Source organism: Microbulbifer maximicatervae (SeqCode) (assembly GCF_052467325.1).
In genome coordinates this window covers 690,200-705,149 of record NZ_CP174310.1, presented here as the reverse complement: position 1 = coordinate 705,149, position 14,950 = coordinate 690,200, and the positions used below count along the sequence as shown (strand labels likewise).

The 14,950-nt window shown below is 40.3% G+C and carries 13 protein-coding genes; 1 reads left to right on the top strand and 12 read right to left on the bottom strand.

Annotated elements, in window-relative coordinates; all coding sequences use genetic code 11:
* Positions 1 to 28: 28 nt before the first annotated feature.
* Positions 29 to 1,426: a serine/threonine-protein kinase gene (locus ACJJIE_RS03465; RefSeq protein WP_444893567.1), complete on the top strand. Its 1,398-nt coding sequence runs from the start codon at positions 29 to 31 to the stop codon at positions 1,424 to 1,426.
* A 145-nt stretch (positions 1,427 to 1,571) separates the two neighbouring features.
* Here ACJJIE_RS03465 and ACJJIE_RS03460 read toward each other — a convergent pair.
* The 12 genes from ACJJIE_RS03460 to ACJJIE_RS03405 form a co-directional block, all read right to left on the bottom strand.
* A protein-coding gene (locus ACJJIE_RS03460) for an IS3 family transposase (protein ID WP_444893566.1) occupies positions 1,572 to 2,710 on the bottom strand; the annotation gives its coding sequence in 2 pieces (ribosomal slippage) (positions 1,572 to 2,461 and positions 2,461 to 2,710; 1,140 coding nt in all).
* A gap of 353 nt (positions 2,711 to 3,063) precedes the next feature.
* Positions 3,064 to 4,035, bottom strand: coding sequence for an FHA domain-containing protein (locus ACJJIE_RS03455; protein ID WP_444893565.1), 972 nt, complete (start codon positions 4,033 to 4,035; stop codon positions 3,064 to 3,066).
* Between the two features lie 1,128 nt (positions 4,036 to 5,163).
* Entirely contained in the window at positions 5,164 to 5,991 is an 828-nt protein-coding gene (locus ACJJIE_RS03450; RefSeq protein ID WP_444893564.1) for a hypothetical protein, read from the bottom strand.
* On the bottom strand, positions 5,988 to 6,377 hold the full coding sequence (locus ACJJIE_RS03445; RefSeq protein WP_444893563.1) for a DUF4280 domain-containing protein: 390 nt from the start codon (positions 6,375 to 6,377) through the stop codon (positions 5,988 to 5,990). The genes ACJJIE_RS03450 and ACJJIE_RS03445 overlap by 4 nt, the downstream gene beginning before the upstream one ends.
* Positions 6,378 to 6,380: 3 nt before the next feature.
* Positions 6,381 to 8,045: a hypothetical protein gene (locus ACJJIE_RS03440; protein ID WP_444893562.1), complete on the bottom strand. Its 1,665-nt coding sequence runs from the start codon at positions 8,043 to 8,045 to the stop codon at positions 6,381 to 6,383.
* Positions 8,046 to 8,120: 75 nt separating this feature from the next.
* On the bottom strand, positions 8,121 to 9,128 hold the full coding sequence (locus ACJJIE_RS03435; RefSeq protein ID WP_444893561.1) for a type VI secretion system protein IglI family protein: 1,008 nt from the start codon (positions 9,126 to 9,128) through the stop codon (positions 8,121 to 8,123).
* Positions 9,110 to 10,009: a hypothetical protein gene (locus ACJJIE_RS03430; protein ID WP_444893560.1), complete on the bottom strand. Its 900-nt coding sequence runs from the start codon at positions 10,007 to 10,009 to the stop codon at positions 9,110 to 9,112. Before ACJJIE_RS03430 ends, ACJJIE_RS03435 begins: the two co-directional genes overlap by 19 nt.
* Positions 10,009 to 10,713 carry a DotU family type IV/VI secretion system protein gene (locus ACJJIE_RS03425; protein WP_444893559.1) on the bottom strand — a complete coding sequence of 235 codons (705 nt, stop codon included), beginning with the start codon at positions 10,711 to 10,713 and terminating at the stop codon, positions 10,009 to 10,011. The genes ACJJIE_RS03430 and ACJJIE_RS03425 overlap by 1 nt, the downstream gene beginning before the upstream one ends.
* Positions 10,714 to 10,732: 19 nt before the next feature.
* Positions 10,733 to 12,352 carry a type VI secretion system baseplate subunit TssF gene (locus ACJJIE_RS03420; protein ID WP_444893558.1) on the bottom strand — a complete coding sequence of 540 codons (1,620 nt, stop codon included), beginning with the start codon at positions 12,350 to 12,352 and terminating at the stop codon, positions 10,733 to 10,735.
* Between the two features lie 26 nt (positions 12,353 to 12,378).
* Positions 12,379 to 12,768, bottom strand: coding sequence for a hypothetical protein (locus ACJJIE_RS03415; protein WP_444893557.1), 390 nt, complete (start codon positions 12,766 to 12,768; stop codon positions 12,379 to 12,381).
* A 50-nt stretch (positions 12,769 to 12,818) separates the two neighbouring features.
* On the bottom strand, positions 12,819 to 14,201 hold the full coding sequence (gene tssK, locus ACJJIE_RS03410) for a type VI secretion system baseplate subunit TssK (RefSeq protein WP_444893556.1): 1,383 nt from the start codon (positions 14,199 to 14,201) through the stop codon (positions 12,819 to 12,821).
* A 116-nt stretch (positions 14,202 to 14,317) separates the two neighbouring features.
* Positions 14,318 to 14,944, bottom strand: coding sequence for a hypothetical protein (locus ACJJIE_RS03405; RefSeq protein WP_444893555.1), 627 nt, complete (start codon positions 14,942 to 14,944; stop codon positions 14,318 to 14,320).
* Positions 14,945 to 14,950: the final 6 nt, after the last annotated feature.

Here is a 14,950-nt window from a genome sequence, read left to right as displayed (position 1 = left end):
ATACAAAAAAAATTAGATTATTTGATTTATGAATATAAAACAGCTTCCACTAGACCATACCCGCTATGATTTGATTGAGTTTCTCGGTAAAGGTGGGGAAGGAAGTGTGTTTAAAGCATATGATAAGCACCTGCGGCGCAATGTAGCCATAAAAATTATTCAGTTTGATACATCAGCAACCCTACTGGAAGCGCAAGCCATAGCAAAGTGCGACAGCTCCCATGTAATAAAGATTTACGATGTGTCACATAATGATAGATATGTAGTCATTATTATGGAGCTTATTGACACCAGTCAACCTGTCACCACCCAGTCAATCTCAATAATGACAAGGACTGAATTTCTACATTTTATTCTGCAAGTTTTAGAAGCGCTCCAAGCAATACACGAACAGGGATTATTGCATCTGGACTTAAAACCCAGCAACCTATTGATAACCCCCGATAACCAGGTAAAAGTTGTAGATTTTGGTGTTTCCGAGAAACTCTGTACAGAACAGATAAAATATAGTAGTTCTCAAACCACCAAAGGATCGTGGGAGTGTCTCACTCCAGAACAAATTATGGGCCAACCCGTGGAGGAGTCCACAGATATCTTTGCCGTCGGACTCCTAATATACATTTACCTCTTTAAGTGCCACCCATTTTCAGTGCATGATAGCCCGGAAGAGACACGCAATAATATATTACATGCAACTCCACCGATGCTATACAGTGTATCCAAGTTAACCACTTGTGATTTAACCTGCCTAGCAAGATACATGCTATCAAAGAAAGCCAAATCAAGACCCTCACTACAATCCGTCAAGAACACAATAGAAACGTTACTAAACATTCAATTACGACGTGAAGCGCTAATCGCAACACAGCAAATAGCGACCTACAAGCCCAAATATAAGTGGCCGAGCTTAAAGATAATGGGAGGTTTACTGGCAAGTGTTATAGCAATAGGTTTTAGTACTCTAGTGCAAAAAAAACCAACTTCCATCTATAGCACACTCATAATTCCACCAGCACAAATCAACAGCGCACATGATCTAAAACAAGACTCCAACGTAAGCACCTACTTATTAATATCCGATATTATACTTGATGAAATTAAAAAAGCAGTACTCCTGGACCCGAAGCGAAAACTAGTAACTAAAAGAGAATGGCAAGAAATATCAAATTGGGAAGCAAAAACTACAAGGCTCAACATTGATGAAATCATAATAAGTGAACTAAACTGTGATGACAGGCTATGCAATATTTCAGTATCCATTTACCTGCAAGAAAAGCAGGGCATTACAAAAGTATCGACAAAAACCATATCAACCGATGACATTTACTCGATTAGCAGGACCGTAGAATATATGCTTACACACGATCTAAAACTAAATACAGAGAGCATTAAAGAGTATCTCTCTCCAGAAGATATCACCATATAATAAACCACTAGAAGCAAGTCTGTTATAAATAGACCCCTTAGCATAACACCCTCCAAAGTATTTAAAGAATACACATATGCTCTTTTATCCAGGTAGAATAGAAATTAGCACTCTTTGTTGTGGTCAACTCCAACCGGACACTTTCCTAAGCACATTTTTCAAATTCGATAGGGGTTACGTCCCCCAGTGTTGTATGTATTCTGCGTGAATTGTAATACGCAATATAGGCCCTCACGTCTGTTATCGCACCCTCCCTTGTCGGATAGAGGTTTCCTGTTAACCATTCCCGCTTCAGGCTACTAAAAAAACGCTCAGTAGGTGCATTGTCCCAACAATTTCCCTTGCGGCTCATTGAGCACACCATTCCATGCTGCTTTAGTAGCGCTTGGTAGCTATGGCTGGCATACTGGCTACCTCGATCAGAGTGATGCAGCAGACCTTTTGTTGGGGTGCGCAAATTGATAGCCATAACCAGTGCACGACTTGCCAGGGCCGTCTCCATCTGGCGGTCTAAGTGCCAGCCAACAATCCGGCGTGAATAAAGATCAATTACCACTGCTAGGTATAACCAACCCTGCAAAGTCCAGATATAGGTAATATCCGTAGTCCAAACTTGATTTTTAGCACTCGGTGAGAAATCCCTATTTAGAAGATTCTCAGCAACTGGCAGTTGGTGCTTGCTATTTGTGGTTAGTGTAAATCGCTTCTTCTGTTTTACTACCAAGCCGAGCTTTTTCATGAGTTTGCGGACTCGATAACGCCCAATTTCAAAGCCTTCTTTGCGCAACAGCTTCATTAACCGACGGCTTCCGAGACTCTCACGAGATTCTGCAAATAAGGCCTTCAATCGATGGCATAGTTGCCAAATCTGGCCATCTATTGGGCTATCACTACGACGACACCATTCGTAATAGCTGCTCTTATTTACTTGCATTACTCGGCAGAGCACTCTAACTGGAAAGCTACCTTGCTGCTTTTTAATAAATTCGTACTTTATTTCATTTCTTTCGCAAAGAAGGCGCTGGCCTTTTTTAGGATTTCCTTCTCCATCCGCAATTGCTTTACTTCACGTCGCAGTTGATCCAGTTCAGCTCGTTCGCCCGAATCCAACCTTACTCCGCTCTCTTCCTGCTCCAGCTCCTTTATCCAGCGTCGCAGATTGTTAGCAGTGGTTCCTACAGCCTCTGCGGCCTTGGAAATCGAATACTCTTGTTCTGAGACAAGAGCTACGGCGTCTTTCTTGAACTCCGGCTTGAATTTCCGGCGTGTACCTTTTGTTGTCATACTTCACCTCGCTAGGTAGTTTTACCATCTTAACGAAGTGTCCGGAAGGATTAGACCACTACACTTTTACCGGTAAGAAACAACACCCAAAGATACCAATATAAATTTGAAACCTGTTAATTTAATAAATCAGTATTTTAATAGCTTTCAGTATAAACAGATGGGGTTAAATATAAATAAACAGATAACATTTAGAATCGTTAAAACGAAAAGAAAGAATATACTGTATAGAACCACAATTGAATAGGACGCCAATTGTGGCTTTACCGCCACATACTCACGCTACATCTCAAGCCAGCATATTCTTTCTTGATTCAGTAGTAACACCTTTGTATCTGATAAAAATCACTTTCCTAAACAAACCCTGAACACATAGGCGAAGCTACGACTCCATCAATATCAGGCGAGTGTTCAACTAGCTCTTCTCCTTTTTGAATAGATACTCTGCATGGTCGCAATCTTAACTCTCCCTGGCGCCGATCTATAGGCGGGTGCTTAATTCCAGCACGCTCAAATGCAGTTCTAGAGCGATATATCAAAATATTTAGATAAGCTGCTTCAATTCTTAGCTCCCGGAGAAGTAAATCGGTTGCTATCCAGCCACTGTCTCTTAGAGGAAACCCGCTATTAACATCACTAATCAGTCGACGAGCCAGGATAACTAATAGTTGGTGATGTACCTTATATCCCATATCCTTCTCAATTTTTCGACAGGAAGTAACAAGCTGAACATTCTCTTCATTCAAGCTGACGCCAAAAAATAAATGTAGCTCATCTTTGGAGTCTTGAATCTGATATGCTTGGGTCTCTAATACCATATCATTAGGATAAAATACCCAAGGTTGCCCCGAAAGGTAAAGCCTATCCCCACCTCTCAATGGCTTAACTAACTCGCCCTGCTCAATAAACCAGTGAAGAGAATCCTCCTCTTTGGTTATCAAAAGCTCAGGATGTCTCTCATTCGGCAGCGCGTTACATTTCTCCAGTTCAATATATTGCTCACCGCCATTGAATAGCAATACTGATGATGGACTCGATATATCCTCCAATGTCCAATTATTATCCTGGTCCCCAGGGAATGAAATATTATCCCCTTCTTTCAAGCGAATGCCTCCAGAAGATAACTTGGCGCCATTTAGATAGGTTCCATTCCTGCTTTCATCATAAAGATACCAAGCCGAATTCTGATAGCGAATAACACATTGCAGGCGTGAGCAAAGCGGGCAATATAGGGCTGTATCACAAGATTCAGCATCCCTTCCCATTGAATGAATTGATTTCAAATAAATTCTTTGCTTAGTTTTAGAGTTAACTAAAAGCCCCATGATCCCCCCCAAATTATGATTGATATAACTGAAACCACTATGGAGTTAAAAACAACGGCTAGACAATAAAATCCAGACATTAAGCAATCGACAAAATAGCTCTAGCAAATAAACTGGCGAGAAAACCTAAGCCACCAACCGATAAAATAGGTGCTATTGGAAGAATTCCACTACCAAAATTAAATCACTGGCACAACCCAGCACATTTTCTACTTAGACCCACCTCCACCTAATATTATGTCGACCCCCTAAAACTAGCCACACAGCAAGTATAGGGTACCAAGCAGCAATTCAGCAAGAAAATATTCTGTGAAACGCCACTTTTCGTATGAAATATTTCCGAGACGGATGCATTCGACTTTATTTGATTTCAATTGGAACTTGTTGTGATTAATTATCAAGATGCACACCAAGGAATCCGCCTATTATTCAAAATTATAATAGCGTTACGCGCCAGTAAATATTTAACTTAGTCAGGTTCGACATATTCATAAACCCGAAACAGAATCTAACAATGCAGGCTTTAATCAAGCATGAAGATGTCTTTACAAAAAGATATAAAAATCATTTACAATTTATAGGATAATTATGAGAGACGTAACCCTACTCCCCTGGAAGCACATTAAATTTTTGATTGCAGATAAAACAACCACGACTATTTAATTGTTACGTGGAGGCACGCACTATGAAGCCAACTGATGAATTGTTGAGTACTCTGTTGCCGGATTTTCTTTTCAGCACTCCGAAAAAAAGTCTCATTACCTTTGAGACCTTATAAGGCATATAAACCGATCACGAGCTTATAGGAGTAAATTACAATGAACTTTGGATGCTGCGCATTAATTTCATCTAATTCAGTGGAAATTCATGAACTTCCCATCAAGACTTACCAATCGCTGAAGCATGACTTAGCACAATCAAGATAAATAAGCCTCAAAGTAAACTTTTCTTGCATATAATCTATATAGCTACTGGCATACTTCATACAGAGGTCGGCAAGTTCAAAATGGTCGGCGTCGACATTTTTACTTCAAAATTAATCATGACTTCTTCAATCTTAAATTTTCATAAAAAATGCCGAACAACCTATGGACACTAAAATAACTACCTTTTCATGACTCCACTGGTTTAACAAGCCAAGTCAACATCAACTCTCCGACCAAATATTGCCACCAAACCCTTTAGTAGATCACATACTTCCTTTTTTCTCTCCGATACAGAATTAGAGAAATCTAGTAAATCAGAGAACCTCTCAGAGCTAACATCAGGGAGTTGATGCAAACCAGACTGAACCAAACTTAACAACTCAAGATCAAAAGAAGATGGATCAGCAACACTCCAAAATACCTCACTATTAAATAACTGCGTGTGAACGGTAGAATACCCCTTTATCACATCCATATTATGCACCAATATGTGTACCTCAAGCTTTTTCCCCCATGGAGAAACCTCAGAGGAAAGACTGACAATATCGTGTAGATATTTTTCTAACTCCCCGTTCTGTATTGACTGTAGATGTAACACATTGAATGTTAATAATAGCCTTGGTGCAGGCAAAAACCATGATCCTCGCAGTCGCTGCAATTGCCACTTGATTTTCGGTAATACATTGCCAATGAAATCTGCTGGAACCGACACGGGCTCGAGACTCTCCAAGGGGAAACTCTTCTTGATATACTCATTCACAATAATATCTTTAGGTTGTGAATGTCCTATCAAAAGTATTTTTCTAACGAAATGCTGCCGGGATTGAAAAATTGAATAAACAGCATATCCAACAAGAAACAGGGCGATTATGGAGGCAAAGATAACCGCTATAAGGCTCAGGTGGCTCAGCAAATTGGCAGTGATTTCTGCATCCAAGTGCAATACGAGCCTTATGATCAAGAATGTTACCGCACAAAGTAAAAATACAACCCCCAGCACAATACAACCATTTAACATAGAACGATTCATAACACGGCCTCCACTTTCATTTGTCCAGCTTGCTGTATTGAAATTACACCGCCCCACATACAGGTTAACTTACTGTCATTTGTGAGTATGGGGAAATTTGCCAGGGACACACTAGGGTCACCTTTTGCCCATGGCAACAAAATAGCAGGAATACAAGGCATCGGTGTCAAAGCACCCATGGCCGCTGTAGTGGCTGATGCAGTAGCAGGAAAGGACATTGAACTACAGGGTCCAAACGGCATAATATTCTTTAACGGGATATTATCTCGTATAGTTGCCGCAGGCGTTGATAGTAATACTCTATTTTCTGGCGTCACCGCCAATGTACTGGGTGCCGCACCAAACGAACACTTGAGTACAGCACCGGCACAAACACACTGTGGCATGATCTATTCCTCACAAGTTTGTAAAATTAGGGTTCCTTCTTTCATTTGAAGAAGTTCGGTATCTTTTCCCTTGGTTCTTTTAATATGAAGTTCTGGCTTACCCTGTTGATAAATATGCTTAACAGATGTCTGATCAGTGTCATTTTTTCCAAAAAGAAGATGATTTCCCTGAGTATCTGGGGTTAAACGGCTGTGCCGCCCCCAATCAAGCACCCTCACAATAACAGCTTGATAAAGGTCAATTGCAACAAGTACTCGAGTATCTCTATATAGCGGGAAATAAAGGTGAGGGTTTGCATTATCCGTTTCAAATAGAACTCTTATTGTCTGGTCAAACAAAGGAATGTAGACCTGGTATTCAAACTGCTCGGTATTCTTATTTTTTTGCAAATCATAAGTAAGCTCACTATTTGATCCAATTCCACTCACTACTTGCCCTTCAACATAAAACGAGCTTGTTGGTGTTTGAATATCTGGCATATGAATCTTAGGACTTTCGGCTTGCTCTGCATAAAATGTATAGCTTAGGCGATATGTAGCATTATCTGTAATCTCAGTTTTCTTTTTAGAGCCATCAGTTTGCTCTGCAGAAATTTTGACTTTATAGCAGCAGTATTTTCTTCCTGAGTAGAGTAAATTTTGCCCCCAAGCTTTGGGCTCAACAGAAAATTCACAACCGGGAAAGTACGTCTCGAGGGGCCACTGGCTAAAAGCGCCATGAAGCTCGAAGCCATGTTCTTTAAACCGTTTTTCATCTACTTTTTTCAATTCATCAAACTTTTTCTTCAGGGGCTCCCGATACAGAAAATCTTTACGTACGCCTTTCATTGAAGTTGGTACATTAAACAGTTTACGGTCTGATCCAATAGCTATACCATTCAGCATTTGCAAATTATGTCTAGGTGTCTCAGGCCAGTAGCTTCTAAGCGCCGTCACTTCGTTAGGCAGGAATGGCTTAGTGCTCTTAGGTTCTGGTTTGTGGCCAGAAATCTGGTAGGTGTGGGTGCTATAGTCATATACCCAAACCCCAAAAATTGAGTCTATGTAAGACATAAGAAAATCGTAAAAGCTGACAGTGTGGAATCCGCCTGTACTCTGGCATTGATATGGATAAGTAAGACCCAGACCCAAGGTAATCATGGGTAGAACTTCTGCCAATTTTTCATGCTTAAAGTCTACCGACAAAATACCAAATAGCTGCTGCTCTATAACTTTACGCATATTTTTATTGGTATATAACTCACAGGGGTAATGCTGCTTCCAAAGTACAAAGGCAGGATCAGAAAAATTAACTGTATAATTCCGAACCAGCACAGGCTGCCCTTCCAGAACTTCATTTCGCCGCTCAACAACTGATTTGTCAGTTACCAGCCCTTTAATTTTTATAGGTTCAACTTTCAATCCAAACTTAAAAACTGGAACAATTGAAATATCAATCCAGATAGGGGCCTCTGATGAAAATGATTCAATTAAGGTATCTTGCTTAAAGTCAACGTCATAAGAAAATGATAGACTTCCTTTAAATCCATACACCTCTAGATCAGCATGAAATAAATCAATGGACGTCCCGGACAGCTTCTCTACTCTCCCTTCGATCTTTAGAGTTGCTTCTATCAACAGGAGATCTGGATCACCATACTCTTTATTTTCGATTGTCGATGCCAGCACATTTGCCTCCCTTTACCTTCTTGATAGAGATAAACCGAACCAAATACAGGTAGGGTTTATCTGCTCTAACCAACGTTATTGATACACATCATCGGATTCTTCTTCATAGTGTTCCAGTCTTTGAGAGGTTATCCTTGCTGGAATTATTGATAGGTTTTTAAAACTCTCCCTATCCACCATATAACACTGCTGTAACGCTTGCCATTGGCTCTCTTCATGCTCTGCAATATACCCTGCATAAACGCCTGCATTTCTTGCAATAATTTCGGTATAGCTCCGAAACAAGTCCGGGAAATATACAAGGGGATTAAAATTTGTAAGAGTATAACGAATATCTTCAACAACAATCGCAGCCTTATATTCCTCTCTGCTTTCACTTAAATTTTTAAGGAGCGAAATCTTTTCCAACAACTCGGTAAGGTAATATGACGTCCCGCTCACAAGATCCACAGAAGGCGTACCTGAAGCTGAAGTGGAAGAAGGTACCTGTCTTTCACCAACTTCCTCATCATTCGGGTAGTCTTGTACACCCTTACTTTTGGATTCCATCTCAGACAATAACGGCAAGTACGACTCTATAATTGAACTTATAGACTTAAATGAAGAAGTAAAAGCTTCATTTTTTGATAGTCGCTCTTGTAACTTTTCTAGTAGCTCACAAATAGAAGAGATCATTTCTTCATCGCCATCAATGGCGGGAGGGAAACGCTCCAACCTTTTGGCCAATTTTTTACAAAATACTGCTAGGCACTCGTAAAAATTATTGACAATTTTTTTCTCTGCCCCCTTATTGAACTCATGATCATCAAGAAATCCGTCCACTAAAGAGTAGGTAACTTCCAATATATCTAAATGAACCTCCTGCTCGGAGAGGACCCAGGAAGAGTATAAATAGTAGAAAACAATTCGGACATCGTAGATATCGTCGGGAATAATCTCATTACAAAGATCAACAATTGCTGAGAAATTACCTTTAACCCAATCGCCTGATATTTTGTCAAAGTATTCATCCAAAGTTGGGCTGGCCAACTCATCGACTATATAAGCATTTTCTCGAAGATGTTCTAAGGCTGGATTTGACATACCCTGCTCCAGCTGGACTCATCAGACTTGGACTTATATGCCTTACTTACCCCTTCATAAATATTGATATATTTTAGTTCGCCGGTATCACTTATTATTGAGTCTCTACCTATTAGGCTATCCCCACCCAGAACGAAACCTGAATATCTAGAGTATTCCAACAACTTGATACTAATTGATAACTCCATGCCGCTGATTATTGGAAGGATATACCTATTTAGCCTCTTTCTTATCTCATCCTGCCAATCAATATGAGCTCTATAATTTTTTGCTTTGTGGCTCAACACAACACTTTGGGTCTGAGTTAACGTTTTCCTCCACCCGCCCAAGGAGGCAACCTGAGGGTCAAGCCCCTCACCAAAGACTACATCATTACACCTTTTGTTAACTGCTTGATTACCGGAGCTCAACCCAACATAGAATTCTGGAAAAACAATTGAAAAGACCCAGTGCAAAGTTGTACTACAACGATACTTCTCCAAAGATAGGTGATACCTTGCTGTAACGCCCCAATCTTTAAAAAGTGCAGTATTGATATTTGGATAGGCAGAAGCAATGTAGTCCACTATAATAAAGTGATCCAAAAGACCAAGAACTTTTTCAGTTGCCTCGTTGACGCCTCTATATTTCTCAAGCTTTTTGATCCAGCGCGATGGCAGAACAGTCTGAGCGCCAAGCAAGCCAAAGTTAACTATAATGTCAACCCCGTCATCATGTATAACAACATCTTCAACTATACGCTCTTGCGAGGTCAGGCTACTATTGCCTATAAACATAATATCTTTGCTGGAAAAACCTTTGTAATCCAACAGCCGGAGTAAAGCAAGCAAATCAAACTCACTTAACCTGGCTCTGATATTATTATTTAATATCCAGGACATTAGATTACTCCATGACCACCGGAACGTTTACGCCGCTTCCTGTAAGGCTTTAGATTCCAGTTATTTTCTGAATCTTTTTTTTGGGGGGGCTCTTTAAAGTCTGGCCCCACAGGTGCTGTATATTCTGCAATCTCAATTTTATCGCCATGCACATCATTTACACTTTTGGGGTAATATTCATCCAAGGCGATCACTTTAGAATACTCATTTCTTTGAACTATCGATTTTATGCGTCTTTGCAGACGCTCGGAGACTTCTTTAAGTCTGCTTTCTGAATCAAAATACTTCCCTTTGTAGCCAGATAGCAGGCAGAAATAGAGGGTTTCTAACACCTCAATACTCGGAGAGGTTTTAGCTAGCTCCTGTTCGGCAAGATCAAAAAAGTATACTCCTCCATTATTTATTCCGCCTTTTGACTCTTGTAGTAGCTTCCAGTCACTCACCGCTTGCTTGCTTTCTACCCGAACAATTTCATCAGTATGGATAGCCAAGACAGTAATAATATCCTTGACAATATTGGATGCCAGCAGCGCCATCAAACTACGCTCACAGCTAGCCAGATCTAAGAGCAACCTTTCAAATAAAGCTAAACTCTCACCACCTTTATCTAGGTTACTTTCATACTCCTCTACACTGCCGATCTCCAATCGCGATTCCCTTGCCCGTACAAAAGTATAAATTGAATTCCATTGCTCTATATTCATATCACACCGACTTATCAATTTAAGTAACAATTTTATGATCCAAGTCATGCCGACCAACAACACAAAAATCACCACTAAGCTTTACAGGAAGATCTATCACCCAATCCTGCAGAATCCTTTCCACTTGATCCAGAAAATCCAAGACTAGTGGGCGAAGATATTCCTCTATGCTTTTGAAGCCTAATATATAATGAATGCCAGACTTTACCCTGCCACTACTATCGGTAAAGTCCTGATCAACATCCCGTAGAGAGTCCAATAATATTCGCACTGGCTTATACTCGCCTTTCCATACACTCCCGAGAGAATCCAGCAACAAAAGCAGATCTTGTAATTCGAGGCGAACTTTATTCTTAATAGCTGACAACATAATATTTTGCTCTGCTGTCAATTCAGTCATTGGCTGGTAGGGGCTTATAGGGTTCCGTACATTCGGTAGTACGCGTGAAGAAACGCCACTTATATCCCTATCATAAAAACGGGCCTTTAGGGGCTTCCAAAGATGGTTGCTAAATTGCGGGGAATGCCAAAGAGCTTCAGCTACCACTTGCTCTGGTGTATCAAATGCATTCGGCATTCGCAAGTTTATTTCATACAATCCATTTTCCGTATTTGTTGACAAATCGTAAGTCTCAATGTCTTCACTAACAAAGCTAGGATTAACCGCAATACGATCACTTCCATTAAGTTTAAAAATACCTTCAACTTTATAAAGTTCAAGTTCATCACTTGCATTTGGCGCCAGGATAGGATGTTGAGACTTTGTACCATCCACTAATATAATTTCTGAATCCTCATACTGGGAATTTTCCGCAGGCACTACATTTAACTGTAGGAGATCCTTACTTAGCCTTACATTTTTTGGCCATTCAGCTTCCATTAGAATTATAACTCTTCCATCACTCCACTCCTCCGGTGCTTGATCGAACTCTACTTTCATAAAGGAATGAAGTTGTGGCATTTGAAAGTACTGACGCATTTCATACAAAGGATTTACATTGTCCCCTTGAGCTTTGCCAAAGGAAACCCTACATTCATACCTCTTTCCGTTACTTAGCTCCAGAAAAATTCGGGTTTCCGGATCACTTACAGCATTTTTGAACTTTAGATTCTCCCCCCAATCTTCACCGGCATTAATATAAAAATTAAGTTCTTTCAGTGCGCCCGGAACAGAAGTCGTATTTTGAAGTTCAATTTCAAACTTAGAACCAACCAGACCTTCCCTCTTCAGTGATAAGTTTGAAATTTTAACAGGATATATGGTGTGACTACACTGGGTTCTAAATAACGCTTGTTGATTATCTTCACTGCTAACTACGATCATCGTTCCAGGGGCAATATCCGTCGGTTCGTAAATTTGATAACCATCAAACTTAATAAGACCAAGTGCAGGTAAAGGCGATGCTAGAAATGGATATATCTGGCCGAACAATCTCTGATACAGGGATGCGACAGCATTCTCGCCAGAAATTCTATTTTTTGCCATCAGCAGTGCCACTGACTCAACCAGCTGCTTTATCTCCTGACTGCATTCATCTAAGGATATATGGGAATAACGTTGGGTAAAACTATTCTTAAAGTCCTGAACATAGGCAACGTCATCACTCACGGCTTGAATTAACTTACTATTTAGCTCCATATTGCACCCAGACCCTACGTTATTTTTTATTGAAGCTTAATCTTTAAACCTGAAATATTAACATTTGCATCTGCAGAAACATTTACGGAACCAGACCCCATATTCATTTTCTGACCCGAATTGATAGACATTGTTTTCCCTGACTCAATATCACAGGAACTATCGCTTTTCATTAGAGTACTTTTACTAGCCTTACACTCAATGGTTTCTGCAGTTAATTTAAACTTCTTGCAGTCAATATATACCGACTCTGGTTTCTGTTCTATTTTGCTGGTGTCCGAAGATCCTTTACTAGTTGTTGTAATCGAGTCCTTATTAATTTCGATTTTATGGACTATCTTGCCCGACTGATTATCAACAGTTATAACAACACCGTCTTTCTTATTTAATTCTATGCGACAGAATAGAGCCCCCATACCCACTCCTATAGCAGTATATACTTTTCACCACAATAAAACTTAAACAATCAATTTACATCCAGACCTTCAGGAAGCTTACGATACAAGTAAAAATTCATTAATTTAAAAGTGTTCTGTGCATAGAAACCCACACTTCCATCCCGGTGTAGATATTTCCGCTCGGCCTCTTGACCCAACCTGAAACACTGAACTTCGCGACCGAACTCATACCCAAAGCCCGGGTTTTCCAGGTGCTCAAGGTTAACCCCCTCAAGCGCATAACTATTTACATCCTTTAACCGATCTATGCTGGTAATCACTGGTGTATTGGTATGATCTATTGGTGCCTGGCTATTTAGGTCCACAACAAAATAAAGCACTTCTGACTCTGTTAGGGATGCAGGCAGTGGAACCGAATAAATACCATCTTTGAGTACAAATTCATAAAGTTGGCTTTCACAGTTTTCTACTTTCATCCTCATGTTCAGCTGGTTTATAAGATATTCGAAAGAACCAGCCAAATCCCTGTGTCGGTAGGGTTGAGGATCACGCTCCGGCCACTCGCCTCGATATAGCATTAGATCAGTTAGCAGAGCATGAAGTGACTCAAAAAGGTAGTACGGATGTAACCTCAACTCCCCATCTTTCGTTTTAGATATGTTTAAATTTTCAAGCAGTCTTATATTAGATTGTATTGCATGCAAGCACTGTTTTATGCTGTATAACATCGATTTAGGTAGATTTCTTGCCCCAAACTCCTGGCGCAGGTCAGACCTAAAGCGGAGCATTACTGTAAGCAGTTGCTGCAACATATCCAGCATATAGGGACTATTTCCAACTTGTAGAAGTGGAGGAACATATCTCGGTGAGACTTTCCATCCATCATCAAATGGTTTTTCAAAGTTCCCTAAGCAACCGCTTTCCATCAGGTCATGATCATCCAACAAATATTCATATTCTCTAGGCAGGACCTGCTCACACGATAGGACAATTTTTAGAAAGCGGCGATTTATCGCGTCCACTTTTGGCGTCAGTGTTTTGACTGTTTGCAACTTATCAAGAGGGCGTTCTTGTAGGATATGATATATAACAGTAGGTTGAGAGGCCTGCTTCAATTCGACAGGTGGAGTTAAAAGTAGCGAATTGCCTGGATAATTAACCAGTCCGCCTTTTTTTGTCACTAGCTTTAGGGTAGATAAGCTTAAAATGGCCTCGTTAGATAAAAGGCTTGCGTCCCATTCAATACTGCTTATTCCATAGCTGGGTAAGCCTGCCAGCTCTTGACGTCCAGAAGCTTCAGCAACTAAGGACTTTTCTTGGGCCATCAAATGCTCTGGCAAAAGTGCTTGCCCCACTTCCCATTTTACAGGCGCCTGGCTGTCTTGAGACATAACATATCCTCGCAGTATAAATACTAATGTTTTTCTGTTTTGCAATACATTGCCAGCCAATTATTTTGGCTCAACAATTAATAAGAGATTGATTTTTAGATACGTAGCGGTATATAAAATACATATACCGCACGCACCCCACCCAATCAGGTCAAGAGCATTACCTTTATTTATTATTAACTTCCCCCCGTATCTGTTTTCACACCCCAAGGCTTGACATATTTAGCACTTTCACTCACCGCCAGATGGAATTGTTGTGCCGTAGGTTTGGGACTAATTTCTATACACACTCGAAATAACTCTGGCGTTTGAATGATGTCAGTAGATTCCTGGGCAACGTCTATGGCCAACTCAGTGGTATCAGAAGATCCGTTGTAGACTTTCTTGATTTCACCTTTGTTAAAATTGGCATTGGTATGCATTGCTTTAAAGTACTTACCAGCTACCGGATCATATCTTGCGCAGAAGAGTTCGAAATCAACATCCGTACATTCCATATCTCGCTTTCGCAGTAGATCCAGAATGGTTCTATTTTCATAGCTTGTATAAAACGATATCTCTATAGGATCTGCGTATCCGCCCGAGTAGTAAACGGACTCAAGAATTCCTGCAGTCTTGGATATCTTCTCAACGGAACCCGCATCTGAACCACCATCTATTCCACAAAAATCTGGGACTTCAATATTTTGCTCAAGAGTTTTTTTCCCAACAATCATTTTTGTCATATGACCATATGGGGATTGATCATCTTTTGCAGCATTGAAACCTTGTAACACACTTAAATTATGAACTTCAGCAGCCATTTTCGC

Excerpts from the sequence above, each read along its gene's own strand:
- ACJJIE_RS03465 (WP_444893567.1), top strand. The coding sequence starts at position 29 with ATGAATATAAAACAGCTTCCACTAGACCATACCCGCTATGATTTGATT.
- ACJJIE_RS03455 (WP_444893565.1), bottom strand. The coding sequence starts at position 4,035 with ATGGGGCTTTTAGTTAACTCTAAAACTAAGCAAAGAATTTATTTGAAA.
- ACJJIE_RS03450 (WP_444893564.1), bottom strand. The coding sequence starts at position 5,991 with ATGAATCGTTCTATGTTAAATGGTTGTATTGTGCTGGGGGTTGTATTT.
- ACJJIE_RS03445 (WP_444893563.1), bottom strand. The coding sequence starts at position 6,377 with ATGCCACAGTGTGTTTGTGCCGGTGCTGTACTCAAGTGTTCGTTTGGT.
- ACJJIE_RS03435 (WP_444893561.1), bottom strand. The coding sequence starts at position 9,128 with ATGTCAAATCCAGCCTTAGAACATCTTCGAGAAAATGCTTATATAGTC.
- ACJJIE_RS03430 (WP_444893560.1), bottom strand. The coding sequence starts at position 10,009 with ATGTCCTGGATATTAAATAATAATATCAGAGCCAGGTTAAGTGAGTTT.
- ACJJIE_RS03425 (WP_444893559.1), bottom strand. The coding sequence starts at position 10,713 with ATGAATATAGAGCAATGGAATTCAATTTATACTTTTGTACGGGCAAGG.
- ACJJIE_RS03420 (WP_444893558.1), bottom strand. The coding sequence starts at position 12,352 with ATGGAGCTAAATAGTAAGTTAATTCAAGCCGTGAGTGATGACGTTGCC.
- ACJJIE_RS03415 (WP_444893557.1), bottom strand. The coding sequence starts at position 12,768 with ATGGGGGCTCTATTCTGTCGCATAGAATTAAATAAGAAAGACGGTGTT.
- ACJJIE_RS03405 (WP_444893555.1), bottom strand. The coding sequence starts at position 14,944 with ATGGCTGCTGAAGTTCATAATTTAAGTGTGTTACAAGGTTTCAATGCT.